General features: G+C 61.4%; 23 protein-coding genes. 12 read left to right on the top strand and 11 right to left on the bottom strand.

Annotated elements, in window-relative coordinates; all coding sequences use genetic code 11:
- Positions 1–85 precede the first annotated feature (85 nt).
- Positions 86–1,285 (top strand): formaldehyde dehydrogenase, glutathione-independent, encoded by a 1,200-nt coding sequence (gene fdhA / locus LG385_RS18705; protein WP_225775450.1) that lies wholly within the window; start codon positions 86–88, stop codon positions 1,283–1,285.
- Between the two features lie 149 nt (positions 1,286–1,434).
- Here fdhA and LG385_RS18700 read toward each other — a convergent pair whose 3' ends face one another.
- Positions 1,435–1,776, bottom strand: coding sequence for a hypothetical protein (locus tag LG385_RS18700; protein WP_181119149.1), 342 nt, complete (start codon positions 1,774–1,776; stop codon positions 1,435–1,437).
- A gap of 192 nt (positions 1,777–1,968) precedes the next feature.
- On the opposite strand from LG385_RS18700, the gene LG385_RS18695 reads away from it, so the two are divergent.
- Entirely contained in the window at positions 1,969–2,532 is a 564-nt protein-coding gene (locus LG385_RS18695) for a DUF2780 domain-containing protein (protein WP_225775449.1), read from the top strand.
- On the opposite strand, the gene LG385_RS18690 is transcribed toward LG385_RS18695, so the two are convergent.
- On the bottom strand, positions 2,529–3,416 hold the full coding sequence (locus LG385_RS18690) for an acyltransferase (protein ID WP_181119043.1): 888 nt from the start codon (positions 3,414–3,416) through the stop codon (positions 2,529–2,531). The two genes, LG385_RS18695 and LG385_RS18690, sit on opposite strands and share 4 nt — an antisense overlap.
- A gap of 192 nt (positions 3,417–3,608) precedes the next feature.
- Between LG385_RS18690 and LG385_RS18685 the strand changes: the two genes are divergently transcribed.
- The gene (locus LG385_RS18685; protein ID WP_181113363.1) at positions 3,609–4,112 is read left to right on the top strand and encodes an ATP-dependent zinc protease; all 504 of its coding nucleotides are present in this window, start codon (positions 3,609–3,611) and stop codon (positions 4,110–4,112) included.
- A 4-nt stretch (positions 4,113–4,116) separates the two neighbouring features.
- Here the strand turns inward: LG385_RS18685 and LG385_RS18680 are convergent, their stop codons facing one another.
- Positions 4,117–4,824, bottom strand: coding sequence for a PolC-type DNA polymerase III (locus LG385_RS18680; RefSeq protein WP_225775448.1), 708 nt, complete (start codon positions 4,822–4,824; stop codon positions 4,117–4,119).
- Positions 4,821–6,758, bottom strand: coding sequence for a putative nucleotidyltransferase substrate binding domain-containing protein (locus tag LG385_RS18675; RefSeq protein ID WP_225775447.1), 1,938 nt, complete (start codon positions 6,756–6,758; stop codon positions 4,821–4,823). The genes LG385_RS18680 and LG385_RS18675 overlap by 4 nt, the downstream gene beginning before the upstream one ends.
- Positions 6,759–6,974: 216 nt before the next feature.
- Between LG385_RS18675 and LG385_RS18670 the strand changes: the two genes are divergently transcribed.
- The gene (locus tag LG385_RS18670; protein ID WP_225775446.1) at positions 6,975–7,418 is read left to right on the top strand and encodes a response regulator; all 444 of its coding nucleotides are present in this window, start codon (positions 6,975–6,977) and stop codon (positions 7,416–7,418) included.
- A gap of 255 nt (positions 7,419–7,673) precedes the next feature.
- Complete coding sequence (locus LG385_RS18665; protein WP_225775445.1) at positions 7,674–9,011, top strand: OprD family porin; 1,338 nt, start codon at positions 7,674–7,676, stop codon at positions 9,009–9,011.
- A 131-nt stretch (positions 9,012–9,142) separates the two neighbouring features.
- On the opposite strand, the gene LG385_RS18660 is transcribed toward LG385_RS18665, so the two are convergent.
- Positions 9,143–11,326, bottom strand: coding sequence for a malate synthase G (locus LG385_RS18660; protein ID WP_225775444.1), 2,184 nt, complete (start codon positions 11,324–11,326; stop codon positions 9,143–9,145).
- Positions 11,327–11,602: 276 nt separating this feature from the next.
- Between LG385_RS18660 and LG385_RS18655 the strand changes: the two genes are divergently transcribed.
- Entirely contained in the window at positions 11,603–12,121 is a 519-nt protein-coding gene (locus LG385_RS18655; protein ID WP_181113347.1) for a glycine cleavage system protein R, read from the top strand.
- A gap of 205 nt (positions 12,122–12,326) precedes the next feature.
- On the opposite strand, the gene rarD is transcribed toward LG385_RS18655, so the two are convergent.
- The 5 genes from rarD to LG385_RS18630 all read right to left on the bottom strand — a co-directional run bounded on the left by rarD (position 12,327) and on the right by LG385_RS18630 (position 17,825).
- A complete protein-coding gene (gene rarD / locus LG385_RS18650) occupies positions 12,327–13,220 on the bottom strand; it encodes an EamA family transporter RarD (RefSeq protein ID WP_225775443.1) in 894 nt (297 codons plus the stop codon).
- A gap of 50 nt (positions 13,221–13,270) precedes the next feature.
- Positions 13,271–14,245 (bottom strand): serine/threonine protein kinase, encoded by a 975-nt coding sequence (locus LG385_RS18645; RefSeq protein ID WP_225775442.1) that lies wholly within the window; start codon positions 14,243–14,245, stop codon positions 13,271–13,273.
- A 50-nt stretch (positions 14,246–14,295) separates the two neighbouring features.
- Positions 14,296–16,200: a PhoX family protein gene (locus LG385_RS18640; protein WP_225775441.1), complete on the bottom strand. Its 1,905-nt coding sequence runs from the start codon at positions 16,198–16,200 to the stop codon at positions 14,296–14,298.
- A 67-nt stretch (positions 16,201–16,267) separates the two neighbouring features.
- Complete coding sequence (locus tag LG385_RS18635; protein ID WP_225775440.1) at positions 16,268–17,032, bottom strand: TOBE domain-containing protein; 765 nt, start codon at positions 17,030–17,032, stop codon at positions 16,268–16,270.
- A 55-nt stretch (positions 17,033–17,087) separates the two neighbouring features.
- Positions 17,088–17,825 (bottom strand): ComF family protein, encoded by a 738-nt coding sequence (locus LG385_RS18630; RefSeq protein ID WP_225775439.1) that lies wholly within the window; start codon positions 17,823–17,825, stop codon positions 17,088–17,090.
- Positions 17,826–17,908: 83 nt separating this feature from the next.
- On the opposite strand from LG385_RS18630, the gene bioB reads away from it, so the two are divergent.
- The 6 genes from bioB to LG385_RS18600 all read left to right on the top strand — a co-directional run bounded on the left by bioB (position 17,909) and on the right by LG385_RS18600 (position 22,710).
- Complete coding sequence (gene bioB, locus LG385_RS18625) at positions 17,909–18,967, top strand: biotin synthase BioB (protein ID WP_181113330.1); 1,059 nt, start codon at positions 17,909–17,911, stop codon at positions 18,965–18,967.
- 3 nt (positions 18,968–18,970) lie between these two features.
- Complete coding sequence (bioF, locus tag LG385_RS18620; protein ID WP_225775438.1) at positions 18,971–20,161, top strand: 8-amino-7-oxononanoate synthase; 1,191 nt, start codon at positions 18,971–18,973, stop codon at positions 20,159–20,161.
- The gene (locus LG385_RS18615; RefSeq protein WP_225775437.1) at positions 20,154–20,864 is read left to right on the top strand and encodes an alpha/beta fold hydrolase; all 711 of its coding nucleotides are present in this window, start codon (positions 20,154–20,156) and stop codon (positions 20,862–20,864) included. The genes bioF and LG385_RS18615 overlap by 8 nt, the downstream gene beginning before the upstream one ends.
- Entirely contained in the window at positions 20,857–21,651 is a 795-nt protein-coding gene (gene bioC / locus LG385_RS18610; protein ID WP_225775436.1) for a malonyl-ACP O-methyltransferase BioC, read from the top strand. The genes LG385_RS18615 and bioC overlap by 8 nt, the downstream gene beginning before the upstream one ends.
- A 14-nt stretch (positions 21,652–21,665) precedes the next feature.
- The gene (bioD, locus tag LG385_RS18605) at positions 21,666–22,346 is read left to right on the top strand and encodes a dethiobiotin synthase (protein ID WP_225775435.1); all 681 of its coding nucleotides are present in this window, start codon (positions 21,666–21,668) and stop codon (positions 22,344–22,346) included.
- Positions 22,347–22,419: 73 nt separating this feature from the next.
- Entirely contained in the window at positions 22,420–22,710 is a 291-nt protein-coding gene (locus tag LG385_RS18600) for a pyrroloquinoline quinone biosynthesis protein PqqE (RefSeq protein ID WP_225775434.1), read from the top strand.
- A gap of 44 nt (positions 22,711–22,754) precedes the next feature.
- Here the strand turns inward: LG385_RS18600 and LG385_RS18595 are convergent, their stop codons facing one another.
- Positions 22,755–23,306, bottom strand: a complete 552-nt coding sequence (locus LG385_RS18595) for a hypothetical protein (RefSeq protein WP_225775433.1) — start codon at positions 23,304–23,306, stop codon at positions 22,755–22,757.
- Positions 23,307–24,013: the final 707 nt, after the last annotated feature.

Here is a 24,013-nt window from a genome sequence, read left to right as displayed (position 1 = left end):
CTTCAAGCAAAAGGTAGGGCTGCTGCTTCTTGCAGCTTGCCGCTTACAGCTTGCAGCTAAAACAACAATAGCGAGGTGAACGAGCATGGCTGACAATCGTGGCGTGGTGTACCTGGGAACCGGCAAGGTCGAGGTGCAATCCATCGCATATCCCAAGATGCAGGACCCCCGCGGGCGCAAGATCGAGCATGGGGTGATCCTGCGTGTGGTTTCCACCAACATCTGCGGCTCGGACCAACACATGGTGCGCGGCCGTACCACTGCCCAGGTTGGGCTTGTGCTCGGCCACGAAATCACTGGTGAAGTGATCGAAAAAGGCAGCGACGTCGAAAACCTGCAACTCGGTGACCTGGTATCTGTGCCGTTCAACGTAGCGTGCGGCCGCTGCCGCTCATGCAAGGAGCAACACACCGGCGTATGCCTGACCGTAAACCCGGCCCGTGCTGGCGGCGCTTATGGTTATGTGGACATGGGTGACTGGACCGGCGGCCAGGCCGAATACGTGCTGGTGCCGTATGCCGACTTCAACCTGCTCAAGCTGCCTGACCGCGACAGGGCCATGGAGAAGATCCGCGACCTCACCTGCCTCTCGGACATCTTGCCCACCGGCTACCATGGGGCGGTCACCGCAGGCGTCGGGCCTGGCAGTACCGTCTACGTTGCCGGCGCCGGCCCGGTTGGCCTGGCGGCTGCCGCCTCGGCTCGTTTGCTGGGCGCCGCCGTGGTGATTGTGGGGGACGTGAACCCCACCCGCCTGGCCCATGCCAAGGCCGTAGGCTTCGAGATCGCCGACCTGAGCCAGGACACCCCACTGCATGAGCAGATCGCCAACCTGCTGGGCGAGCCTGAAGTGGACTGCGCGGTAGACGCCGTAGGTTTCGAAGCGCGCGGCCATGGCCATGCAGGCGCTCAGCAGGAAGCCCCGGCCACTGTGCTTAACTCCTTGATGCAAATCACCCGGGTGTCCGGAAAGATCGGCATTCCAGGCCTTTACGTTACCGAAGACCCGGGTGCCCACGACGCTGCCGCCAAGGTGGGGGCATTGAGCATTCGCTTCGGCCTGGGCTGGGCCAAATCCCACAGCTTCCATACCGGCCAAACCCCGGTGATGAAGTACAACCGCCAACTCATGCAAGCCATCATGTGGGACCGCATCAACATCGCCGAAGTGGTTGGCGTGCAGGTAATCAGCCTCGACCAGGCCCCGCAGGGCTACGGCGAGTTCGATGCTGGTGTGCCGAAGAAGTTTGTGATCGATCCGCATCGGTTGTTTAGCGCGGCTTGATTGCAGTAACTGGCCAATAGCGTGAAGAGAGCAAAGCCTACGACCGGATATTTATGGTTGCAGGCTTTGCCTGGCCGGTGGTCCGCCTTACAGCATCTGGCAAGTAACTGGAGGAACGTCAGTCAGTAGCCTGAGAGCTTGCGGGCCTGTCACGCCCGAAAACTCCACACGATTTCTATAACGCGCACAGAAATCACGACATAAAACAGAACAATCAGTATCTGTAGAATCAGGTGATAGCGAAGCTTGCCCAATCGACGAACGCCGTCGCTGATATTCAGAATCATCAGCACGGCCGATACGGCAATGATTCCCCAACCTGCCAGGTTTGTAGCGACCGGGCTAAAGAACACTCGATGGTCGGTTTGTATGGCGTTGGTGCCAGCTGCGAATAACAGTGCGCAAAGCACCATATTCTTGAAGCTGTCGAATACCCGGGTGTTCAGGTCGTTGTCGAGTAAGTCCAGGTATCGCGTCCAGTATTTTTTCAATGCCATGGCTCCCATCGGGCCGGCACCCCGGCGCCCGGCGTTCCGGTTTGACCGGTGATTATAGGCCATGCTCAGTTGGGGCCTGGTTCGCCGGCTGCGCCGCCTCCTACACATTGGCCTGACAGACCAGCGGTTGAACCCTTCGGCTCTCTCGCGTCCAATGGAGGTATTTTGTATCAGGAGCGGTAATCGATGCGTATGTCCCCCAGCCTGCTGGCTTTTTCCTTCGCCCTCGCGGCAAGCCAGGCCATGGCTTTCAACCTCAACGACGCGGTCAACGCTGCGTCCACTCTGCAAAACGGCAACCAGAACGGTGCGCCGGTAGCCGCCGCGGCGCCAGCGGCGGGGTTGCTCAACACCCTGGGTACCCAACTCAAAATTACTCCCGAACAGGCCATCGGTGGCACCGGTGCGATGCTGGGGCTGGCCAAAAATCAGCTGCCACAATCGCAATACACCGAATTGACCAAATCTGTACCTGGGCTGGACAAGCTCTCCGGCAATAACGCGCTGGGCGGCCTGGTAGGGCTAAGCGGGTTGATGGGCAATGCGGACAGCAACAAGGCGAGTGCGCTGAACAACGCCCTCACCAATGTGAAAACCACTCAGGACATGAACAGCGCGTTCAGCCAGCTGGGCATGAACAGTGGAATGGTGACGCAGTTTGCGCCGATCATCCTTCAATACCTGGGCCAGCAGGGTGCCAGTGGCTCCGCCCTGCAGAGCCTGGCCTCGGTATGGGGCACCCAGCCTTAACCGTGCCGTGCCCGCAACGCTTCGATGCGGGCATCCTTCTCCGCCCACAGCTGGTTGATCCAGCCCTGAACATGCTGGCGAAACGCGGGGTCGTTCTCGTAATCGCCCTGCACCAGCGCCGGGTCAATGGCTCGGGATTGAATGTCGATGATCACCTTGGGCACGCGGCCGCACAGCAGGTCCCAGAACCCGGGGATGCGCTGGCTGGGGTACACAACGGTCACATCAAGCAGCCGATCGAGCTGCTCGCCCATGGCTGCCAGCACGAACGCCACGCCGCCGGCTTTGGGCTTGAGCAGATAGCGGAAGGGTGATGCCTGCTGGTCATGCTTGGCCTGGGTAAAGCGCGTACCTTCCAGGTAATTCACCACCGTTACGGGCTGGCGCTTGAACAGCTCGCAGGCCTTGCGGGTGATTTCCAGGTCCTTGCCACGCAGTTGCGGGTGCTTGTCCAGAAACGCCTTGCTGTAGCGCTTCATGAAGGGGTAATCCAATGCCCACCATGCCAGGCCCAGCAAAGGTACCCAGATCAGCTCTTTCTTGAGGAAGAACTTGAAGAACGGCGCGCGGCGGTTGAACGCCTGGATCAACGCAGGGATGTCTACCCAGGATTGGTGATTGCAGACCACCAGGTACGAGGCGTCCAGGTGCAGGGCTTCAAGCCCACGGATATCCCAGCGGGTAGGGGTGCAAAGCGCAAAGATTGCCTTGTCGATTTCTGCCCAGGTTTCGGCGATCCACATCACCCCACGAGACGCGCTGTCGCGCAAGGCGGCAGGTGCGATCAGCTTGAGCAAAGCCAGGATGATCAGCGGGCCGATCAGCACCAACGTATTGAGCAACAGCAGCGAGGCGGTAAGGCAGCCTTTAAGCAGGTGGAGCATGGAAAAACTCGTATGCATGGTCAGGGCCGCAATGATACGGGCACGCCGTTGCCGCGCCAAATGCAGACGGCTGAGCGGGACTTCACCAAATTTTTACTTTTTGTAAAGGGCATAGCCCTTACCTTAGGCGTTTGGCGAACTAATGCAGGTGCCGGAATCTAACTCCTCGCGCCCCTGAAAAGGAATGAACACGTGAAAGCTGTCTTTGCCCTGCTGTCCTTGCTGTCGCTCTCCGCCATGGCCGCCGAGCCAACGCTGTATGGCCGCTACGAGTACTTCAAGCTGCCGGAAATCGGGCAAACCCTCAAAGCCAAGATGGACACCGGGGCGCTTACAGCCTCGCTGTCGGCCCGCAATATCGAAACCTTCACCCGCGATGGCGAAGACTGGGTGCGTTTTCGCCTGGCTACGCGGGACGCGGATGGCAAGGTGTACGAGCACAAGGTCTCGCGCATGAGCCGGATCAAAAGCCGCGCCGATGAAAACGAAGGCGAAGAAGAGAGCGTGGAAGTCGCCCACCGCCCAGTGATCGACCTGGAGCTGTGCCTGGGGGACGTGAAGCGCACCATCGAGGTCAACCTCACCGACCGCAGCGGCTTCAATTATCCCTTGCTGATTGGGGCCAAGGGCTTGCGCGAATTCGATGCTGCCGTGAACCCGGCGCGGCGTTATGTGGCGGGCCAGCCTGAGTGCTGAACTGTCAGAAACGCGGCTGATGCTGTAACCGGTGCCAGCGCACCAAGGCTTCGTGCAACGCCAATGGCGTGGCCAGCCCTTGCCGGCGTGCCCGGCTGAACAGCATCAGCGCAAGTTCGGCGGTGAGCAGAGCATCGGCGCTGGCGTTATGGCGCTCGCCGGTTTGCAAGCCGAACTGGCCGGCCCAGTCATCCAGGCTGTGGTTGTGGGTGGCCAGCTCAGGGCAAAGAAGCGGGGCTACCTGGGCAAGGTCTATGAAGGGTGCGTCCCACTGCAACCCAAGGGTAAGCTTGATCGCTCGGCTCAACATGGCTTGATCGAAGCTGGCATGAAAGGCCAGCAGCGGACGGCCCCCCAGCCACTCCAGAAAGCCCAGCAATGCCTCGGCGGGTGGCGTTCCCTTGGCCACTGCGGAGGGGCTGAGCCCGTGGATCAATACGCTTGGCCCGGGCTTGCTCCAATTGGCGGCCAAGGTGCATTCGAACCCTTGCCCGAGCGGAATGATCTGGCCCTCCAGCGCAACCGCGCCAATGGCCAGCAGCTGATCCTTTTGCGGATGCAGGCCTGTGGCTTCGACGTCTACCACGGCCCAGGGCTGCGCCTCCAGCGGTGTGCTGTGCAAGGGCGCTGGAGGTGTCAAGGCGGCCAAGCGGCGCGCCTGCTCTGGTGAAAGCTTCACGAGGCGGGGCTTGAACCGGTCGAACAGGCTCACAGCTGGTACCGTGTCGCGAGGCTGCCTTGCAGCCGCTGAGCCTGACGCAAGGATTCACGCAGGATGCGCCGGTCCAGCTGGTTGAGCGTATCGGGGTCCAGGCGGTTGGACCACGGCAAGTGTTCGCGGCTTTGCGCCTGGTGATGTTGCAGTCGCAGTTGCTGAATAAACGCATACGCTTCTTCGTAGGCCGCTGCATCCTGAGCGTCGATGACGCCCCGCTGCGCCAGCTGGCGAAGGCGCTCTACAGTAGGCGTGGCACTGATGCCATTGGCCAGGGCCAGCAACCGTGCACCATCGACGAAGGGGCCCAGGCCCTGTGTTTTCAGGTCCAGGGTAGCGGTGCGCTCGCTCCCCTTGCGCGCCAGCACGAATTCTCGAAAGCGCCCTACCGGCGGGCGCTGGCGCAGGGCATTGCTGGCCATCATGCGCTGGAAAATCCCGTTATCCGCCACTTGCGCCAATAGCCGCTGCTGTAGCCAGTAACCCGGTTCCGGGTCTCCCCACACCGTTCGCACGTCGAAGAAGATGCTCGAAGCCAGCAGGTTTTCTGGTGTGGTTTCTCGCACGAAAGCCGCGAAGCGTCGCGACCATTCGGCGTGTGAAAGGCATAGTTCCGGGTTGCCGGCCATCACGTTCCCGGCACATAGCGCAAAACCACAGTGGGCGAGTGCCTGGTTGATCTGGTGGGCCAGCGGCAGCAACTTGCCGCGCAACTCTGCGGCGTGCACGGCATCGTCGGCTTCGAACAGCAGGCCGTTGTCCTGATCGGTGTACAGCGTTTGCTCTTGGCGGCCTTCGCTGCCGAAGCTTAGCCAACTAAAGGCCACGCCAGGATCGCCATACGCCGTGATCGTGAGCTCGATCACTCGGCATACGCTGTGGTCATTCAGCAGCGTCACAATCCGAGTGATCTGAGTGGACGACGCGCCAAACGCGAGCATTCGCTCTACCAGCGGGCCAATGTCCTGGCGGATGGCGGTGAGGCTGTCGAGGGTTGGCGCGGTGCGAATAGCCCTGGCCAAGTGCACCAGGTCCACGCGCTGAAGCGAAAACAGGTCTCGCTCGGAGATCACGCCACATAGCCGTCCGTCCTTTACCAGGCACACATGTGCGATGTGCCGCTCGGTCATCGCCAGCGCGGCTTCAAAGGCGGTGGCGTCCGGTGACAGCGTGAACGGGGCGGTTACCATCCGCTGCGCGATGGGCTGGTTGAAGTCGGCATTGGTCTGAGCCGCAAGCTCGCGCAGATCGCGCAGGGTGAATATGCCCACGGGCGCCTGCTCGGCATCCACCACCACAATGCTGCCCACTTGCTGCTCGTGCATGGCCTTGACTGCGAGCCTTACGGGCAGGCTGCAATCGCAGGTCACGGGATGGCGCAGGGCGAGATCGCCCAGGCGAGCGTTCAGTGAATACTGGCTGCCGAGGGTTTCTGCGGCTTGCCGACGCACTTGCCGATTGACCTGGTCCAGTAAGCTGCTGACGCCGCGCAAGGCAAAGTCCCTGAAGGGTGCCGACAGGGCAAACAGATGAATGAAGCTCGCCTTGGGCAGCCGCAGGCAAAAGGTGTCATCACCGGCAAGGTGCTCGGTACGGGTAGCGCGCTCGCCGAGCAGTGCGGCCAGGGGAAAGCATTCGCCGCTGGCGATCTCGAAGGTGGTCTCGTTGCCGCCGCCAGCGCTCCTCGGGCGCTCACCCACCACACGGCCCTGTTTGACGATGTAGAAGTGCTCTACCGGGCCTTCATCGGGCCTGAGAATGCTTTCGCCGCTGGCGTAGAAGCGCAGGTGGCATTGCTCCACCAGATAAACCAGGTGTACCTGTTCCATCTGGCTGAAAGGCGCAAAGCGCTGAAGGAACTGCAACGTGCCGTGCACGTTCTGCAGAACTGCGGTTTTTCCTGCCTGAACGTACGCGTCTGCCTTGCTCATGGTGTGTATCGTTTTTTTTATGTTCTGTGGTCATCGTCCGCCCGCTGGCTGCTGCTGCCCATTGGACGTAAGTAGTAGGTATCGGTTGTGAAATATGCCTTTTTTCCGTTGGCAACCCGGGGGCTATGCTTCACCTTATGCACCCGACCCAGCGTGGCCGTGGCGGTTAGCCAGGGCCTGCGGTCGTATGTTTGCATGTGACGGATGGCGAGGCTGATGTCTGATCTGGATATCCTCAGCGACGAGGAACGCGAGGCGCTCAATGAGCTTTTACGGGTGCCCACACTGGCGCCCCTGCGTGCGTTGGTGGTAGACGACGACCCGGATTCCCGCGAACTGCTAGCCGAAATACTCGCCTTGCACGGTATCGAGTGCACCACCGCGAGCAATGCCAGCACCGCGTTCGAGCTGCTGATGCAAGACCGCGGGCTGGGCTTGCTTATCACCGACTTGCGAATGTTTCCCGCCACAGGGCTGGACCTGATTCGCCAGCTACGCGAATCGGAAAGGGCGGCGCTGCCGATCATCATCATTTCGGGTGACGCAGCGGTGCAGGACGCGATCGAGGCTATGCATCTGAGCGTGGTGGACTTCCTCCTGAAACCCATCGACGCCAACCAATTGCTGCAGCTGGTCCGCCGAGAATTGGGTATTAGCTGAGAAATTTTAAGATTTATTAGCTATAACCATGTGCTCGCATGGCAGGGCACCTCGAAAGCTATAAACTTTTAAAAATCATAGACTTATAAGTACTGAAGCGGCGCCAATTTCTATCGGAGGGTTGCGCTGATCGGAAAAAAACCTCCTTGAAGGTGCAACCTTTGTTGCAACTCCTGCAAGGCACCGTTGCAAAGGCTGCATTGGTGCTGATATTTATGCTCCCGCAAAAATTAGAAACACAATGGGGAGCACCAAATGACCGTTAATAACAAGGCCGCGCTTGGCGCGTTCGCAGTACTTACCGCAGGCCTCTTGCCTTCGGTGGCACATGCCGATTTCATCAAGGACAGCAAGGCCACGCTGGCACTGCGTAACTTCTATTTCAACAACGATTACCGGGAGCAAACCACCAGTGCTGGCAGCAAGCTGGCTGAGTGGGGGCAAGGGTTTGTGCTGGATTACAAGTCGGGGTACACCGACGGCACGGTAGGCTTTGGCCTGGACGCGCAGGGGTTGCTGGGGTTGACGCTCGATAGCAGCCCGAGCCGCCATCAGGGGAGCAGCATGATCCCGTCCGAGTCCAACGGTGACCCGGTGGACTCCTGGAGCCACGCAGGCGTGACCGGGAAAATGCGCTTCTCCAAGACCGAGCTGCGCTACGGCAACCTGCAGCCCAAGCTGCCAATCCTTGTTTCCAACGATGGTCGTGTACTGCCCCAGACCTTCGAGGGCGGCATGATCACTTCCAACGAGATCGACAAGCTCAAGCTGGTGGCAGGGCGCCTGGAACACGCGGTGGGGCGTGCTTCCACCAACCGCACCGGGCTGGCGGTAGCAGGTGGCACTCAGGAGAGTAACGAGTTCTGGTTCGGCGGTGGCGACTACCTGGTCAACGATCAACTCACCGTGCAGTACTACTACGCCAACCTCGAGGACTACTACAAGCAGCACTTCGCGGGCCTGGTGCACGTGTACCCGATCAGCAAGGACTCCTCGTTCAAGACCGACCTGCGTTATTTCAAGACCGATGCAGACGGCGCCAACGATTCGGCCGCTGGCCGTACCGCAGGCTACAAGCTGAGCGGCTACAGCAATGGTACCGGCGGCAAGATCGATAACGACACCTGGAGCGCCATCTTCACTTACAGCTTGGGTGGCCATGCCTTCACGGCCGGTTATCAGAGCGTGTCGGAGAACAGCAACTTCACCCAGCTGAACCAAGGCGGGCTTCCTAACGAAGGTGCGACCGGCACCAGCGTGTATCTGTTCACCGACCGGTTGATCTCCAGCTTTATCCGCGCCGGCGAGCAAACCCGCTTCGGGCAGTATGCCTATAACTTCAGCGAGGTGGGCGTACCCGGCCTTACCGCTTCGGTTACCTACCTCAAGGGTACCCAGATCACCGCTGCTAACGGCAACGGCCACGGTGAAGAGTGGGAGCGCGACATTGCCGTGGACTACGTGGTCCAGAGCGGTTCGTTCAAAGGCGTTGGCCTGGGCTGGCGTAACGGTATGCTGCGCACCAACGTGGGCGGCGACTATGACCAGGACCAGAACCGCCTGATCCTGAGCTACACCCTGCCGTTGTTGTAACAAAAGGCCCGGCCCGCTACAGGCCGGGCCGAACGCTGTAGCAGCACGCCTTGGGGGCGACCGGCCCGACAGGGCCGCTTGTGTCGGGGCGGCTTCTTCGCGAGCAGGCCAGCGTGGCCCGCCCTTCGCTGCTACAGGGTAGTGCGCTGTTGGGCCTTATACTCCCGGCGCCGACGATGCAATACCGGCTCGGTGTAGCCATTGGGCTGTTTGGCCCCTTCGAGTACCAGCTCCAGCGCGGCCTGGAACGCGATGTTGTCATCGAAGCCCGGGGCCATCGGTCGGTAGGCCGGGTCATTGGCGTTCTGCCGGTCTACTACCGGCGCCATCCGCTTCAGGCTTTCCACTATCTGAGCCTCCGTCACCACGCCATGGCGCAACCAGTTCGCCAGCAGCTGGCTGGAAATGCGCAGCGTCGCGCGGTCTTCCATCAGGCCGATGTCGTTGATGTCCGGCACCTTGGAGCAGCCCACACCCTGATCGATCCAGCGCACCACATAGCCGAGAATGCCCTGCGCGTTGTTATCCAGCTCATTGCGGATTTCATCGGCCGACCAGTCGGTGTTCGGCGCCAAGGGAATGCTCAGGATGGCGTCCAGTGAAGCGCGTTCACGCTTGGCCAGTTCGGCTTGGCGAGCGAAAACATCCACCTGGTGATAGTGAAGTGCGTGCAGGGTAGCCGCGGTAGGCGAGGGCACCCAGGCGGTATTGGCGCCGGCCTTCGGATGAGCAATTTTCTGTTCCAGCATGGCGGCCATCAGGTCTGGCATGGCCCACATGCCTTTGCCGATCTGCGCACGCCCTTGCAGGCCGCAAGCCAGGCCAACATCCACGTTCCAGTTTTCGTAGGCCGCGATCCAGGGCTGCGCTTTCATCTCGGCCTTGCGTACCATCGGGCCCGCTTCCATGGAGGTATGGATCTCGTCCCCGGTGCGGTCCAAAAAGCCTGTGTTGATGAACACCACGCGTTCCCGCGCGGCCTGGATGCACGCCTTCAGGTTTACGGTGGTACGCCGCTCCTCGTCCATGATGCCCATTTTCAGGGTATTCGCGGGCAGGCCGAGTACGCCTTCCACGCGGGCGAACAGTTCATTGGCGAAGGCCACTTCTTCCGGCCCATGCATCTTGGGTTTCACGATATACACCGAGCCGGTGCGGCTGTTGCGGCGGCCCCCGTTGCCCTTGAGGTCGTGGATCGCCGCCAGGCTGGTGAACAGCGCGTCGAGAATGCCTTCCGGCACTTCGTTCCCGTGTTTGTCGAGCACGGCATCGATGGTCATCAAGTGGCCAACGTTGCGTACGAACAACAGCGAACGGCCGTGCAGGGTAAGCTCGCCGCCGCTTGCGGTGCGGTACACCCGGTCCGGGTTCATGGTGCGGGTGAACACCTTGCCCTGTTTGCTCACCTGCTCGGCCAGGTCGCCTTTCATCAGGCCAAGCCAGTTGCGGTAAACAATGACCTTGTCGTCCGCGTCCACGGCGGCAACCGAGTCTTCACAGTCCATGATGGTGGTAAGCGCCGATTCCATCAGTACGTCTTTAACGCCTGCCGCGTCGGTCTGGCCGACAGGGCTGTGCGCGTCGATCTGGATTTCGAAGTGAAGCTGGTTGTGCTTGAGCAGCACGCCGGTAGGCGCTTCGGTGTTGCCCAGGAACCCCACAAACTGCTCAGGGGCGGCCAATCCGACGCGTTCTCCGTTGGCCAGCGAAACCACCAGCGCATCGCCTTCAATGACATAGGCGGTAGCGTCGGCATGGGAACCGCTCGCCAAGGGCGCCGCTTGATCGAGGAAGGCCTTGGCGAAGGCGATTACCTTGGCGCCACGTGCCGGGTTATAGCCGCTGCCTTTTTCTGCGCCTTCGGCCTCGCTGATGGCGTCGGTGCCGTAAAGCGCGTCGTACAACGAGCCCCAGCGCGCGTTGGAGGCGTTCAAGGCGAAGCGCGCGTTCATCACCGGTACCACCAACTGCGGCCCGGCGAGGCGGGCGACCTCTTCGTCTACGCCTTGTGTTGTGGCGTGGAAGTCGGCCGGCTCTTCCAGCAGATAGCCAATCTCCTTCAAAAAGCTTTTATACGCGACCTGATCGTGCGGCTGGCCTTGACGTTCGCGATGCCAGCCGTCCAGCGTTGCCTGCAGCGCATCACGGCGCGCAAGCAGCGTGCGGTTCTTTTCGCCCAGCTCATGGATCACCCGATCGGCCCCGGCCCAAAACGCCTCGGCAGTAACGCCGCTGCCTGGAATGGCTTCGTTGTTCACGAAGTCCAGCAGTACCCTGGCAACCCGCAGGTCGCCTACGTTGACGTAATCGGTCATTGCTTGCCTCACTCTGTGCCAGTGGCGTCGAAGGACGAAATGGGTGTTATGTAGTGCTTTTTTCGCGATACTACATGAGCTGTTCTATAAGGCAAAACAAGACTGAACAGTCACGCTCCAAGGCTCTGTGGAAGCCGTTGCCGCCTCGCCGCCCAAGCATAACCCGGACAGTCGCCAGGCTGAAGTTTCTTGTCTGGTTGGTCAACAAATTACCTGGCATCAGCGGTATCGCCCTACAGGCCTATACTAGCGGTTCACTTCACAGGGAGACGCACCGTGGACCAACTGGTATTGACCGTATTGGCCCAGGACAAGGCCGGGCACGTGGAGCGCATTGCTAATTGCGTCGCCGAACACCATGGCAACTGGCTTGAAAGCCGGATGGCACGAATGGCAGGGCAGTTCGCGGGCATTCTGCGGGTGGACGTGCCTGCCGTGAACCGAGCGGAACTGGTGGACGCCCTCCAGCAACTGAGCACGCACGGTATACGGGTACTGGTGGAACAAAGCAGTAGCGCCCAGAGCGAAGTGCTCAAGCGCGTGATCCTGAGCGTAACGGCCAATGACCGGCCCGGCATCGTGCGGGACATTTCCCGGGTGCTTGCCGCGCAGGGCGTGAACGTGGAGCGTTTATCCACAGACGCATCGCCCGCGCCCATGACCAATGAATTGCTGTTCACGGCCGAAGCCCAGCTGGCCGTGCCGGAAACGGTCAATCTCGACGCTCTGCAGGAGAGCCTGGAGGCACTGGCGGATGAATTGATGGTGGATTTGAAGCTGCGACCCGAGCCTTGAGGTTATTCATGGAAAACTTGAACGGGGCTGTGGATAAGCTGGGGGGTGACGGCTGCAAGCCAGCAATGGCGCGGGCTCCAACGAACAGATCAAAAAACGAGCAATTTCAGAGGCTTGTGCACAAACCGCGTGGACCAGCCTGTGGATAAGCTTGGGAGACTCCTCTGAAATCCAGGCGGGCCAGGGCTTTCAGAGGGTTGATCATTTAATGACCAGCATTTCGACGTAGCACTTGCCATACGTCCACGCTATACACCGCCAGCGCCAGCCAGATAAACCCGAAGGCGGTCAGGTTCGCCGCGCTGAGGTGTTCGTCATAGAAGGTCACTGCCAGCAGCAATACCAAGGTAGGGGCTACATACTGGAGAAAGCCCAGGGTGGCGTAGGGCAGGTTGCGAGCCGCTGCGGTAAAGCACAGCAACGGCACCAGCGTGACCGGGCCCGCTGCAACCAGTAGCAGCGCCACCGGTGTGCTCCAGAACGCAGGCTGGGTGGTCATGGCGTCGCCATGGAACAGCAACCAGCCGAGCGCCAACGGCAGCAACATCCAGGTTTCCACCAGCAACCCGGGCAGGGCGGGCACCGGCGCCTGTTTGCGGATCAGCCCATAAAACGCAAAGCTCAACGCCAGCGCCAACGACACCCACGGCAGGCTGCCCACCAGCCACAATTGTTGCACCACACCGATAACTGCCAGGCCGACCGCCACCCACTGCAAACGGCGTAGCCGTTCTCCCAGCAGCAACATCCCGAGCAGCACGTTTACCAATGGGTTGATGTAGTAGCCAAGGCTGGCTTCGAGCATGCGGCCATTGTTTACGGCCCACACGTACACCAGCCAGTTGCCAGCAATCAGGGTGCCGCTGGTCATGAGGATCAGGAACCGTTTCGGGTTATCCACAAGGGCTTTCCACCAACCCGGATGCCTCCACACAAGAATGGTGGCAACCGCAAACACGGCCGACCACACTACGCGTTGGACGATGATCTCCATCGAAGGAACGCTTTGCAGGGTTTTGAAATAGATGGGGAACAGCCCCCAGATGATGTAGGCAGTCAGGCCCAATACATACCCGCGCCGCGGGTTGGCGGTTTGCATGGTGCTTCCTTGTGGTTTCTTGTGGTTCTACGGTGTGACGGATGAGGCGGTCAGAACAGCCGCAGCGGTTCTTCATTCAAGGCCGCGAGCTGTTCTCGCAGGGCCAGCACCTGGTCACCCCAATAGCGCTCGCTCCCGAACCAGGGGAAGCTACGGGGAAACGCCGGGTCGTCCCAGCGGCGCGCCAGCCACGCGCTGTAGTGCAGCAGGCGCAGGGCCCGCAGGGGTTCGATGAGGTTGAGCTCGCGAGGGTCGAAGTCGTTGAATTCGTTGTAGCCGTCCATCAGTTCGGCCAGCTGGCCGAGCTTTTCATGCCGCTCGCCGGCAAGCATCATCCACAGGTCTTGAACGGCCGGGCCGGTGCGGCAGTCATCCAGGTCCACGAGGTGGAACACTTCTTCCCGGCACATGATGTTGCCGGGATGGCAGTCACCGTGCAGGCGAATGCTGGTAAAGCGCGTGCTGGCGAATACGGCTTCGACGCGCGCCAGTAAATCCCGTGCTACCGAGGAATAGGCAGGCAACAGGCTTTTGGGGATAAATCCTCCGTCCAGCAAGGTAGCGAGGGAGGCACTGCCGAAGTTATCCACCGTCAGCGCTTCGCGGGCCTGGAACGGGCGGCTGGCCCCTACCGCATGCAGGCGGCCCAGCAGTTGGCCGAGACGGTAAAGCTGGTCAAGGTTGCCAGGTTCTGGCGCCCGGCCGCCACGGCGGGGGAACAGCGCAAAGCGAAAGCCGGCGTGCTCGAACAGGCTCACCCCGTCGCGCATCAGGGGCGCCACCACGGGCACTTCACAGTCGGCCAGCTCCGCGGTAAACGCATGTTCTTCCAGAATTGCCGCATCGCTCCAGCGGCCGGGCCGGTAGAACTTGGCGATCAACGGCTCGCTGTCCTCGATCCCAACCTGATACACGCGGTTTTCATAGCTGTTAAGGGCCATTACCCGCGCATCGCTCAGGTACCCGATGCTTTCTATGGCATCGAGTACCCGGTCGGGAGTAAGTGTGTCGAAAGGGTGGGACATTTCAGCTCCTGGGTGCGCCTGGCTTCACATGGTAGCGCAGACGCCTGTACTCAGGTGCCTATCAATCCGCCGTCTTCACGGGTAATCGCCATGACGGACGAACGCGGCTTGCCGTTGGGCAGGTGCTCGGGGAATGTCGAGCCGCCGTTTTCGCCAGGGTGCTGGATGCCCACGAACATCGTGCGGTAGTCGGGGGCGAACGCGATGCCGGTCACCTCGCAACCTACCGGGCCCACCATGAAGCGGCGGATTTCGCCGGTAGCCGGGTCGGCCGCGAGCATCTGGTTGTTACCCATGCCGGCGAAGTCACCGCTGTTGCTCATGTCGCCGTCGGTCAATATCCACAGGCGACCGCTGGCGTCGAAGCCAAGGCCGTCGGGGCTGTTGAACATGTTCAGCGCGGTGATGTTCGAGGAGCCACGCTTGGCCCCGTTCGGGTGGGCGGTGGGGTTGCCCGCTACCACGAACAGGTCCCACTCGAAGGCCAGGGCGCCGTGGTCACCGGCCTTCGGCTTCCAACGCAGGATCTGCCCATACACGTTTTTTTCCCGAGGGTTGGGGCCGCCTACCGGCTGGCCGTCTTCGCCACGCTTGCTGTTGTTGGTAAGCGTGCAATACACCTGGCCGTCCAGAGGGCTGACCACAATCCACTCGGGGCGGTCCATGCGTGTAGCCTTCAGCGCGGTAGCGGCAAGCCGCGCATGTACCAGCACCTGAGCCTGGCTGGCGAACCCGCTGGCGGCGTCCAGGCCGGGCTGGCCATGGGTAAGGGCTACCCATTCACCGTGGCCTTTGGGATGGTCGGCATCGCCGTTGCCAGCGTCGAAGCGCGCCACATAGAGCGTGCCGTGATCGAGCAAGTCCCGGTTGGCCGCCGGATTGCCATGGTCGATCCGGTCGCGGCTCACAAACTTGTAGATAAACTCGCCACGTTCGTCATCGCCCATGTACACCACGGCGTGGCCATCGCGGGTTTCGCTCACGGCCGCGTTTTCATGCTTGAAGCGGCCCAACGCCGTACGCTTTACCGGCGTGGACTTCGGGTCGAACGGGTCGATCTCCACCACCCAGCCGTGGCGGTTCAGCTCATTGGGGTTGCGTGACACATCGAAGCGTTCGTCGTGAGGGTGCCAGCCGATGTCCTTGCTGGCCGGGGCCAGGCCGTAACGTTTCTGCGCCGCGTCCAGCGGTTGATCGGGCTGGGTACAACCGAAGCAGTCGGTGAAGTTCTCTTCGCACGTGAGGTAGGTGCCCCAGGGGGTTTTGCCGTTGGCGCAATTCTGGAAGGTGCCCAGCACCTTCAGGCCGCTGGGGTCGGCGGCGGTCTTGAGTAACGCATCGCCGGCTGCCGGGCCACTGAAGCGCAACGGGCTGTTGCCATGGATGCGGCGGTTGTAGGGGGAGCCCTGGACGAATTGCCAACGGCCGTCCTGGCGGCGTACTTCGATCACCGACACGCCTTCCACGGCCAGGGCCTTCTGCACCTCCGCGGCCGAAGCCGGCATGCCGCCGTGCTCGAACAGGTAGCGATAGTTGGTGTACTCGTTGTTAATGGCCATCAAGGCGCGGTTGGGGTCGTCCGGGAACGGGAAGAAACTCATGCCGTCGTTGTTGTCGCCGAACTGGCCGGCATGGGTAGCGGCATCGGCACGGCCGCTGGGGTCAAATGCCTGGCTGTCGGCATGCAGGGGCTGGCCCCAGCTGATAAGCACCTGGGCCTTGTAGCCCGGCGGGAGTGTGACGGTATCGGTGGTGGCTGCGGCGATCGGGCCGAAGCCCAGCAAGGCACTGCCGGCTTGTTCCACAGCTTGGGCGAGCGTGCTGCGAGCCAGCAGGCCGCCGCCTAAAAACATCGCAGCCCCGCACAGCGCGCCGGCACCGATGAAGCGCCGACGGCTCAGGCCTACATATCGCTCCAGATCAGTGGGGCGGTCATCTTCTTGATAGTGTTCCATGGTCAGGCTCCCGGCGGTTCAGCCAGCCACGTTAACCATGCACCATGAAGCTTTTGTTACTTAAGTTTCAGAAAGGCCGGCCCAGCAACACCGAGCCGGGATCGAAGCTGACTGCAACCTCGGCACCGCTTTCCAGGCCAAGCGTGTCTCGGGTGGTGTTATCCACAAGCGCGCAGAGGGTTTGCCCGTTGGGGAGGTTCATCCGTACTTCGCTGGAGCCGGCGTCGGTTGGCTCGATGGAATTGACCTGGGCGGGCAGCCTGTTGGCCGTTCCGTCGCAGGGGGTGTGCCGATCATGCACAGCCAGCCAGCCAGCTTTCATCAGGGCTACCACGTGGGTGCCCGCGGTGAGGTGCAGCCGATGGGTGCTCTCACGGGTAATGGCCGCGCAGATGTGCAGGCCCCCGCCGAGGTCCAGATAAACCAGATCGTGCGCGCCATCTTCCTCGACCGAGGCCACGGTGCCTGCCAACTGGTTGCGCGCGCTGGTCTGGAGCATCAGGCGACCCAGCAGGTCGAGGTCGGCACTGTCCTCGGCGGCTTCGAGTACCTGCGCCTGCAAGGCTTGCAGCCGTTGATACAAGCGCAGCAGGCGCTGGCCTTCTTCGCTCAGGCGCGCTCCGCCGCCGCCCCGGCCGCCAACGCTGCGCTCGACCAGAGGCCGAGCGGCGAGGTTGTTCAGCTCGTCGATCGCGTCCCACGCGCCCTTGTAACTCAGCCCTGCGGCCTTGGCGGCCCGGGTGATCGAACCCTGTTCGGCAATGTGCTGCAACAAGGCAATGCGCTGCGGGCGATGGGACAGGTAATGGGACAATGCGGCAGGTAGCGACATGGTAAACGGTACGAGAGGGGCAAAGCCGAGACCTTGCGGCCCTGCCTTCGAAGCGTCAAGCGCAGGGCGGCGCTGGCGTGCGGGCCAGGCAGTACACGTCCACCCGGCGTGCCCCGGCCTGGCGCAGCAGCGTAGCAAGCGCCTTTACCGTCGCGCCGGTAGTAACCACATCATCCACAAGTGCCAGGTGCAACCCTTTCACCATGGCGCCCTGCGCGATGGAAAACACGCCCTGCAGGTTGCGTTGGCGCTCCGCCAGGTTCAAACCCTGTTGAGAGCGGGTGTCGCGGGTGCGCAATAACATACGGCTATCCCCTGTGAGCCCCAGCGCGGCGGCCAGCCACTCGGTCATCAATTGGCCTTGATTGAAGCCGCGCGTACGCAGCCGTTTCGCCGACAGCGGAACGGGCAGCAATCGGTCCGGCCGCGGCAGGCCTTCGGCGTAACGGTGTTCGAGCCAGGCCGCCATCCGATGGCCGAGCAGGTGGCCCATGGGCCTGTCGGCCTGATGCTTGAAGCGTTTGATGGCAGCGTCCAATGGAAAGTCATAAGTCCAGGGTGCCTCCACGCATTCGAAGGGGGGCGGTGACCATTGGCAGGCCGAACAGGCCGGGCCCTCAAAAACCAGCGGCAGCGCACAGTGCACGCAGGCGGCACCCGCCCACGGCAGATCACCTTCACACCCGCTGCACAGCGGATAGGGGTTGTCCCCTTCGCCCCCGCACAGATAACAGCGTTGATTAAATTTTGAGCATATGTCGACCAACAGGTCGCGTAGCGGTTGACAGCGCATAAGGCCTTCCTTGACCATTTGTTTCATACCGTGACCAGCCCGGCGTTCGCCCGGGCACCCCAGCATAGAACAAGGAACCCCCGATGAGCGCCAGCCTGCAAAGCCCGCTGCGTCATGACTGGACGTTGGCCGAAGTAAAGGCCCTGTTCACCCAGCCGTTCAACGATCTGCTGTTCCAGGCTATGAGCGTTCACCGCGCGCACTTCAACCCTAACGAGGTTCAAGTGTCCACGCTGCTGTCGATCAAGACCGGCGCCTGCCCCGAGGACTGCAAGTACTGCCCGCAATCCGGCCACTACAACACGGGCCTGGAGAAGGAAAAGCTGCTCGAAGTGCAAAAGGTGCTTGAGGAAGCCGCGCGCGCCAAGGCCATCGGCTCTACCCGCTTCTGCATGGGCGCCGCCTGGAAGCACCCTTCGGCCAAGGACATGCCCTATGTGCTGGAGATGGTGCGCGGCGTGAAAGCGCTGGGCCTGGAAACCTGCATGACCCTGGGTAAGCTGGATCAGGAGCAGACCGTGGCGCTGGCCCAGGCCGGCTTGGACTATTACAACCATAACCTGGACACCTCGCCAGAGTTCTACGGCAGCATCATTACGACCCGTACCTACGGTGAGCGCCTGCAAACCCTGGCGTATGTACGGGACGCGGGCATGAAGATCTGCTCGGGCGGCATTCTCGGCATGGGTGAATCGCTGGATGACCGCGCCGGGCTGCTGATCCAACTCGCCAACCTGCCAGAGCACCCGGAATCGGTGCCGATCAACATGCTGGTGAAGGTTGCCGGCACGCCGCTGGCCAATGCTGAAGACATCGACCCGTTCGACTTCATTCGTATGCTGGCCGTGGCCCGCATTCTGATGCCGCAATCCCACGTGCGGTTGTCCGCCGGGCGCGAGCAGATGAACGAGCAGATGCAGGCCCTGGCTTTCATGGCCGGCGCGAACTCCATTTTCTACGGCGACAAACTCCTCACCACCGCCAACCCGCAGGCCGACAAGGACATGCAGCTGTTTGCGCGGCTGGGCATTCGCCCCGAAGCCCGCGAAGAGCACGATGACGAAGTTCATCAGGCGGCGATCGAGCAAGCGCTGGTGGAGCAACGCAGCGGCGAGCTGTTCTACGACGCAGCGTCTGCCTGAGGCATGGCAGCGGACCTTCAGGCGCGCATTGCCGATCGACTGAACGAGCGGCGCGCCAACAGCCTGTATCGCCAGCGGCCTTTGCTGGGCACCGCGCAGGGGCCCGAGGTTATCGTGGACGGCCAGCCGTTGCTGGCATTCTGTAACAACGACTACCTGGGCCTGGCCAACCACCCGGATGTGATCGCTGCCTGGCGCAGCGGTGCCGAGCGCTGGGGCGTGGGCGGCGGTGCGTCGCACCTGGTGATCGGCCACAGTGCGCCTCACCATGCACTCGAAGAGGCGCTGGCGGACCTTACCCGTCGGCCCCGTGCGTTGTTGTTTTCCACAGGCTATATGGCCAACCTTGCCGCCGTCACCGCGTTGGTGGGGCAGGGCGACAGCGTACTCGAAGACCGGCTTAACCACGCCTCTCTGCTGGACGCCGGCTTGTTGAGCGGCGCGCGGTTTTCACGCTACCTGCACAACGACCCTGCGAGCCTGGCATCCCGGCTTGAAAAAGCGCCCCCTGACGGCGCCTCGCTGGTGGTCACGGACGGCGTGTTCAGCATGGACGGCGATGTTGCCGAACTGCCGGCGCTGGCGCAGGTAACCAAGGCCCGCAACGCCTGGCTGATGGTGGACGATGCGCACGGTTTCGGCGTGCTTGGGCCACAGGGCGGTGGGGTGGTGGAGCATTTCGGCCTGGGGCTGGATGACGTACCGGTACTGGTCGGGACCTTGGGCAAGGCGTTCGGTACCGCTGGCGCTTTTGTGGCCGGCAGCGAGGCGCTGATCGACTACCTGGTGCAGTTCGCCCGCCCTTATATCTACACCACCAGCCAGCCGCCCGCGCTGGCCTGCGCCACGCTTAAAAGTGTGGAGCTGGCGCGCCATGAAGGCTGGCGGCGGGAGCATCTGGCCGCACTGGTGCGGCAATTCCGTACAGGCGCCGAAGCATTGGGGCTTGGTCTGATGCCCAGTGATACCCCCATTCAGCCAATCGTTATTGGCGACAGTGGGCGGGCCATGGCCTGGTCCCGGCGGTTGCGCGGCCAGGGCTTGCTGGTCACCGCCATACGCCCGCCCACCGTGCCGGCCGGCAGCGCGCGTTTGCGAGTGACCCTGTCTGCGGCGCACACAGAGGCGCAGGTAGCCCGGTTACTCGATGGCCTGGCGGCTTGCCAGGCACTGCCGGAGCTGGGCAATGAGTGAAACGCTCGCCCTGCTGCCGGGGTGGGGGCTTGGCCCGGCGGCACTGGAACCTTTGGCTACGGCATTGCGCGCGGCGCGGCCGCAGGCCATTGTCACGGTCCATTCGCTGCCTCAGTCGGCCGACCCTGAGCAAGCCCTGGCCGAGCTTGATCAGGCCATTCCTCCGGGCGCCTGGCTGCTCGGCTGGTCTCTCGGCGGCATGCTTGCGGTGAAGCTGGCCGAACGTCGAGCCCGCACTTGCCCGGGTGTCATCACGCTCGCCAGTAACGGGTGTTTCGTGGCGCGCGACGGTTGGCCCGCTGCCATGGCCTCGGAGACGTTCGAGGCCTTTTCAGCCCATTGCACGGCGGACCCAGCCGGCACGCTCAAGCGTTTCGGCCTGCTATGCACTCAAGGCGCTCCACGCGGGCGCGCACTGCTTATAGGTTTGAGCCTGGACACCGCCTACGCCACGGCCCAAGGCTTGGCACTGCTGGCAGCGTTGGATAACCGTGGCGCATTACAAGCGATCAGCCTGCCGCAATTGCATATTTATGCCCGTGCCGATGCGCTGGTGCCCGCGGGCGCTGCATCGGCAGTCGAGCAGATTGCCCCCACGGCCTGTATCGAGGCGTTTGAAGGCAGCCATGCTCTGGTGCTGGAGGCGCCTGCCGTATTGGCCAACCGGGCATGGGCATTTATCAAGGAAGCAACCTATGAATGACGCGACGGCGGCGTTGCCGGACAAACGCCAGGTGGCGGCGTCGTTCTCCCGTGCTGCCCACACCTATGACAGCGTGGCGGGCTTGCAGCGTGACGTGGGCGAGCACTTGCTCGCGCTGCTTGGCGGCGCATCGGTCCCGGCCCGCTGGCTCGACCTCGGCAGCGGCACGGGTTACTTCAGCCGCAAACTGGCCCAACGCTGGCCGGATGCCGCCGGGCTGGCAGTGGACATTGCCGAGGGCATGCTCACCCATGCGCGCACTCAGGGTGGCGCCCGCTGGTATTTGGCCGGAGACGCGGAAGGTCTGCCCCTACGCGATGGCTGCGTGGACCTGATATTCACCAGCCTGGCCGTGCAATGGTGCGAAGACTTCACAAAAGTGCTGGCCGAAGCCCATCGGGTGCTGCGCCCGGGCGGTCGGTTCGCTTTCGCCAGCCTGTGCACCGGCACTCTGGGCGAATTGCGGGCAAGTTGGGAAGCCGCAGACGGCCAGGTGCACGTGAACCGCTTCCGTCGGTTCGAGGCATATCAACAGCTGTGCGACCACAGCGGCCTGCGGGTGGAAGCGCTGGTTTGTAACCCGCATGTGTTGCACTACCCCGACGTTCGCGGGCTTACCCACGAGCTGAAAGCGCTAGGTGCCCATAACCTCAACCCCGGGCGCCCCGGTGGGCTCACTGGCCGCGCGCGTATTGCCGCGATGGTCGCCGCCTACGAAGGCTTTCGCCAACCGGCCGGCCTGCCCGCCACGTACCAGGTGGTGTACGGGGTGCTAAGTAAGCCATGACAAAGGATCACACCATGAAACACGCCTATTTCATCGCTGGCACGGACACCGAAGTGGGCAAGACCACCATTTCCGCCGGGTTGCTTCAGGCGGCACGACGTAACGGCTGGAGCACCCTGGGGGCCAAGCCGGTGGCGTCTGGCTGTGATCTCACGTCGGGCGGCCTGCGCAATAGCGATGCCCTGGCCTTGATGGCCGAAAGCACGCTTCAGCTGCCCTATAGCGCCATCAACCCGTTCGCGTTCGAGCCGGCCATTGCCCCGCACATCGCCGCGCAGGAGGCAGAGGTAGCCTTGACGGTGCAGGCTGTGTTGCCCTCCATGCGCAAGGTGCTGGCACAGCCCGCCGACTTCACCTTGATCGAAGGAGCTGGCGGCTGGCGGGTGCCGTTGGCCGGGCAGGACAACCTGTCAGACCTGGCCATCGCACTCGGCTTGCCGGTCATCCTGGTCGTAGGCGTGCGGTTGGGTTGCATCAACCATGCGGTGCTCACCGCCGAAGCCATCGCGCGGGATGGCCTGGCGTTGGCGGGGTGGGTTGCAAACATCATCGATCCCCGCACGTCGCGGTTGGAAGCCAATCTGGCGACCCTCGCGGAGCGCCTGCCTGCACCGTGCATCGGCCAGGTGCCTCGCTTGCCGCAAGCAGATGCCGCCGCAGTCGCCGACCATCTGGACCTCAGCCGCCTCGCCTGACCAGCGTCGCTTTACGCTGCCGCGGAACGGCGTACACTGATGGCTAATAGCCAATTAGCAACAGGACAGTGCCATGCAGATTTCGTCCGCCATGACCTCCGGCCTTAGCGCCATCCAGGCCGCCAGCACCCGTTTCGACAACGCCGCCGCCAAAGTGGCCGGCGTAGCCAACGATAGCGCGGCGCTCACCCAGTCCACCGGCTACCAGGCGCAACGCCTCAACGCCGTGGATGCCAGCCAGCAGACCGACCTCGCCGCGCTTACCGTGCAAATGACCCAGGCTGCCTTGCAGGTAGAGGCGGGGGCCAAAGTCGAAAAAGCCTCGGATCGAGCGCTGGGCACGATGATCGATACGTACGCTTGATGTGTGCTGCACTGGCTTTTGTTACGTGAAGCCAGTGCACACGCTTACCAACCTTGTATCTCGATGCAAACTTCCTCGCCGTTGATTTTCTTGCATGACCAGTTATCGTTTATGTAGTGGTCGGGCTTGAAGCATGCGCGTTCGTCGTTTACCCAAAAAACCTGCCAAGCTGAACCTGAGACGAGCAGTTTGGAACAAGGTGAATAGCCTTTGGCGATCAGGAGTGCTGTCGTTACTACAATGGCGAATGGGATTGTATAAACGAGTATCTTGAATGAGGCGGCAAACATCAAACTTTGAAATTTAAATAAGCGAGAGCTTTTAGGCGGGTCAAAGCTTTTACCTGTCACTGCTGAGATTACCAACCCTATAATCAAGGCGAGCAGGCCGGGCGGTGCCATCAGAAGCCAAAAGAGTAGATAGGGTGTTTCTACGACGGGCGCATTTCTATAAAGCCGGCCATAAATTGGCAGTACGCCGTGCCACGTCCAGTAACAGGCGAGTACGCCTGCAGGCAACAAGATCGGTATGAGAATGGCTGCGAATAGTCTAATTTTATTTGGTGATGGCTCTAAATAATAGCTTGTCGGTTTCATAGCGCTATGACTTATTATCGAAACTTGATGCATCCTCCATCGGAAATGTAAGATGCAAATTTTGAGTTGGACGCTTCAGTTGTCTGGTCAACCTTTAATTCCGGTCGCCATAGTGGCTATTGAATGACATGCGTCGTATGGATGCAGAGTTATAAAATTACCGTCCGTCCAGCGGAACACAAACGTCCCTTCCATTGATCTTTTTGCAGGGCCAGTTATCGTTGATGTAGTGCTCGGGCTTGAAGCATAAACGATCGTCGTTGATCCACAAGACATTCCAGGCTGATGCAGCGATCCGTAACTCGTGGCAAGAAGTATACCCTCGGAGATATAAGGTGGCTGTAGTAAGTGTCACTACGGTTGGTACAATATAAATGAACGTATAAGCGGATGTGGCTAGCATTAGCGTAGACAATTTAAATAAAGGGGACCACTTTGGAGGGTCAAACTTTCTTCCGGTGAATACAGAAGAAATTCCGGCTACTACGAATAGTGTCGCTGCGGGCGGAGCCATGAGAAGCGAGAATATGAGGTACGGCGTTTCAACTACTAAGTCATTACGATACAGTCGGGCATAGAGTGGGTATATGTGTGTCATCAGAAAATAAACTGAGAATATACCTATTATTCCCATGCCAAAGGCAAACACAGCGGCGACACACCTCAGGCGTATACTAAGCCGCTCAGATGTTGGTTCGTAAAAATGT

This window comes from Pseudomonas sp. Marseille-Q5115, assembly GCF_916618905.1.
Lineage (GTDB): Bacteria > Pseudomonadota > Gammaproteobacteria > Pseudomonadales > Pseudomonadaceae > Aquipseudomonas > Aquipseudomonas japonica_A.
This window is presented reverse-complemented; position numbering and strand designations above follow the sequence as displayed.

Bases quoted from the DNA above. Each gene is read 5' to 3' on its own strand.
- LG385_RS18635 (WP_225775440.1), bottom strand. From the start codon at position 17,032: ATGTCGCTACCTGCCGCATTGTCCCATTACCTGTCCCATCGCCCGCAG.
- bioC (WP_225775436.1), top strand. From the start codon at position 20,857: ATGAATGACGCGACGGCGGCGTTGCCGGACAAACGCCAGGTGGCGGCG.
- bioF (WP_225775438.1), top strand. From the start codon at position 18,971: ATGGCAGCGGACCTTCAGGCGCGCATTGCCGATCGACTGAACGAGCGG.
- bioD (WP_225775435.1), top strand. From the start codon at position 21,666: ATGAAACACGCCTATTTCATCGCTGGCACGGACACCGAAGTGGGCAAG.
- rarD (WP_225775443.1), bottom strand. From the start codon at position 13,220: ATGCAAACCGCCAACCCGCGGCGCGGGTATGTATTGGGCCTGACTGCC.
- LG385_RS18675 (WP_225775447.1), bottom strand. From the start codon at position 6,758: ATGAGCAAGGCAGACGCGTACGTTCAGGCAGGAAAAACCGCAGTTCTG.
- LG385_RS18630 (WP_225775439.1), bottom strand. From the start codon at position 17,825: ATGCGCTGTCAACCGCTACGCGACCTGTTGGTCGACATATGCTCAAAA.
- LG385_RS18660 (WP_225775444.1), bottom strand. From the start codon at position 11,326: ATGACCGATTACGTCAACGTAGGCGACCTGCGGGTTGCCAGGGTACTG.
- LG385_RS18600 (WP_225775434.1), top strand. From the start codon at position 22,420: ATGCAGATTTCGTCCGCCATGACCTCCGGCCTTAGCGCCATCCAGGCC.
- fdhA (WP_225775450.1), top strand. From the start codon at position 86: ATGGCTGACAATCGTGGCGTGGTGTACCTGGGAACCGGCAAGGTCGAG.
- LG385_RS18665 (WP_225775445.1), top strand. From the start codon at position 7,674: ATGACCGTTAATAACAAGGCCGCGCTTGGCGCGTTCGCAGTACTTACC.
- LG385_RS18690 (WP_181119043.1), bottom strand. From the start codon at position 3,416: ATGCTCCACCTGCTTAAAGGCTGCCTTACCGCCTCGCTGCTGTTGCTC.
- LG385_RS18595 (WP_225775433.1), bottom strand. From the start codon at position 23,306: ATGAAACCGACAAGCTATTATTTAGAGCCATCACCAAATAAAATTAGA.
- bioB (WP_181113330.1), top strand. From the start codon at position 17,909: ATGAGCGCCAGCCTGCAAAGCCCGCTGCGTCATGACTGGACGTTGGCC.
- LG385_RS18640 (WP_225775441.1), bottom strand. From the start codon at position 16,200: ATGGAACACTATCAAGAAGATGACCGCCCCACTGATCTGGAGCGATAT.
- LG385_RS18615 (WP_225775437.1), top strand. From the start codon at position 20,154: ATGAGTGAAACGCTCGCCCTGCTGCCGGGGTGGGGGCTTGGCCCGGCG.
- LG385_RS18670 (WP_225775446.1), top strand. From the start codon at position 6,975: ATGTCTGATCTGGATATCCTCAGCGACGAGGAACGCGAGGCGCTCAAT.
- LG385_RS18695 (WP_225775449.1), top strand. From the start codon at position 1,969: ATGCGTATGTCCCCCAGCCTGCTGGCTTTTTCCTTCGCCCTCGCGGCA.
- LG385_RS18645 (WP_225775442.1), bottom strand. From the start codon at position 14,245: ATGTCCCACCCTTTCGACACACTTACTCCCGACCGGGTACTCGATGCC.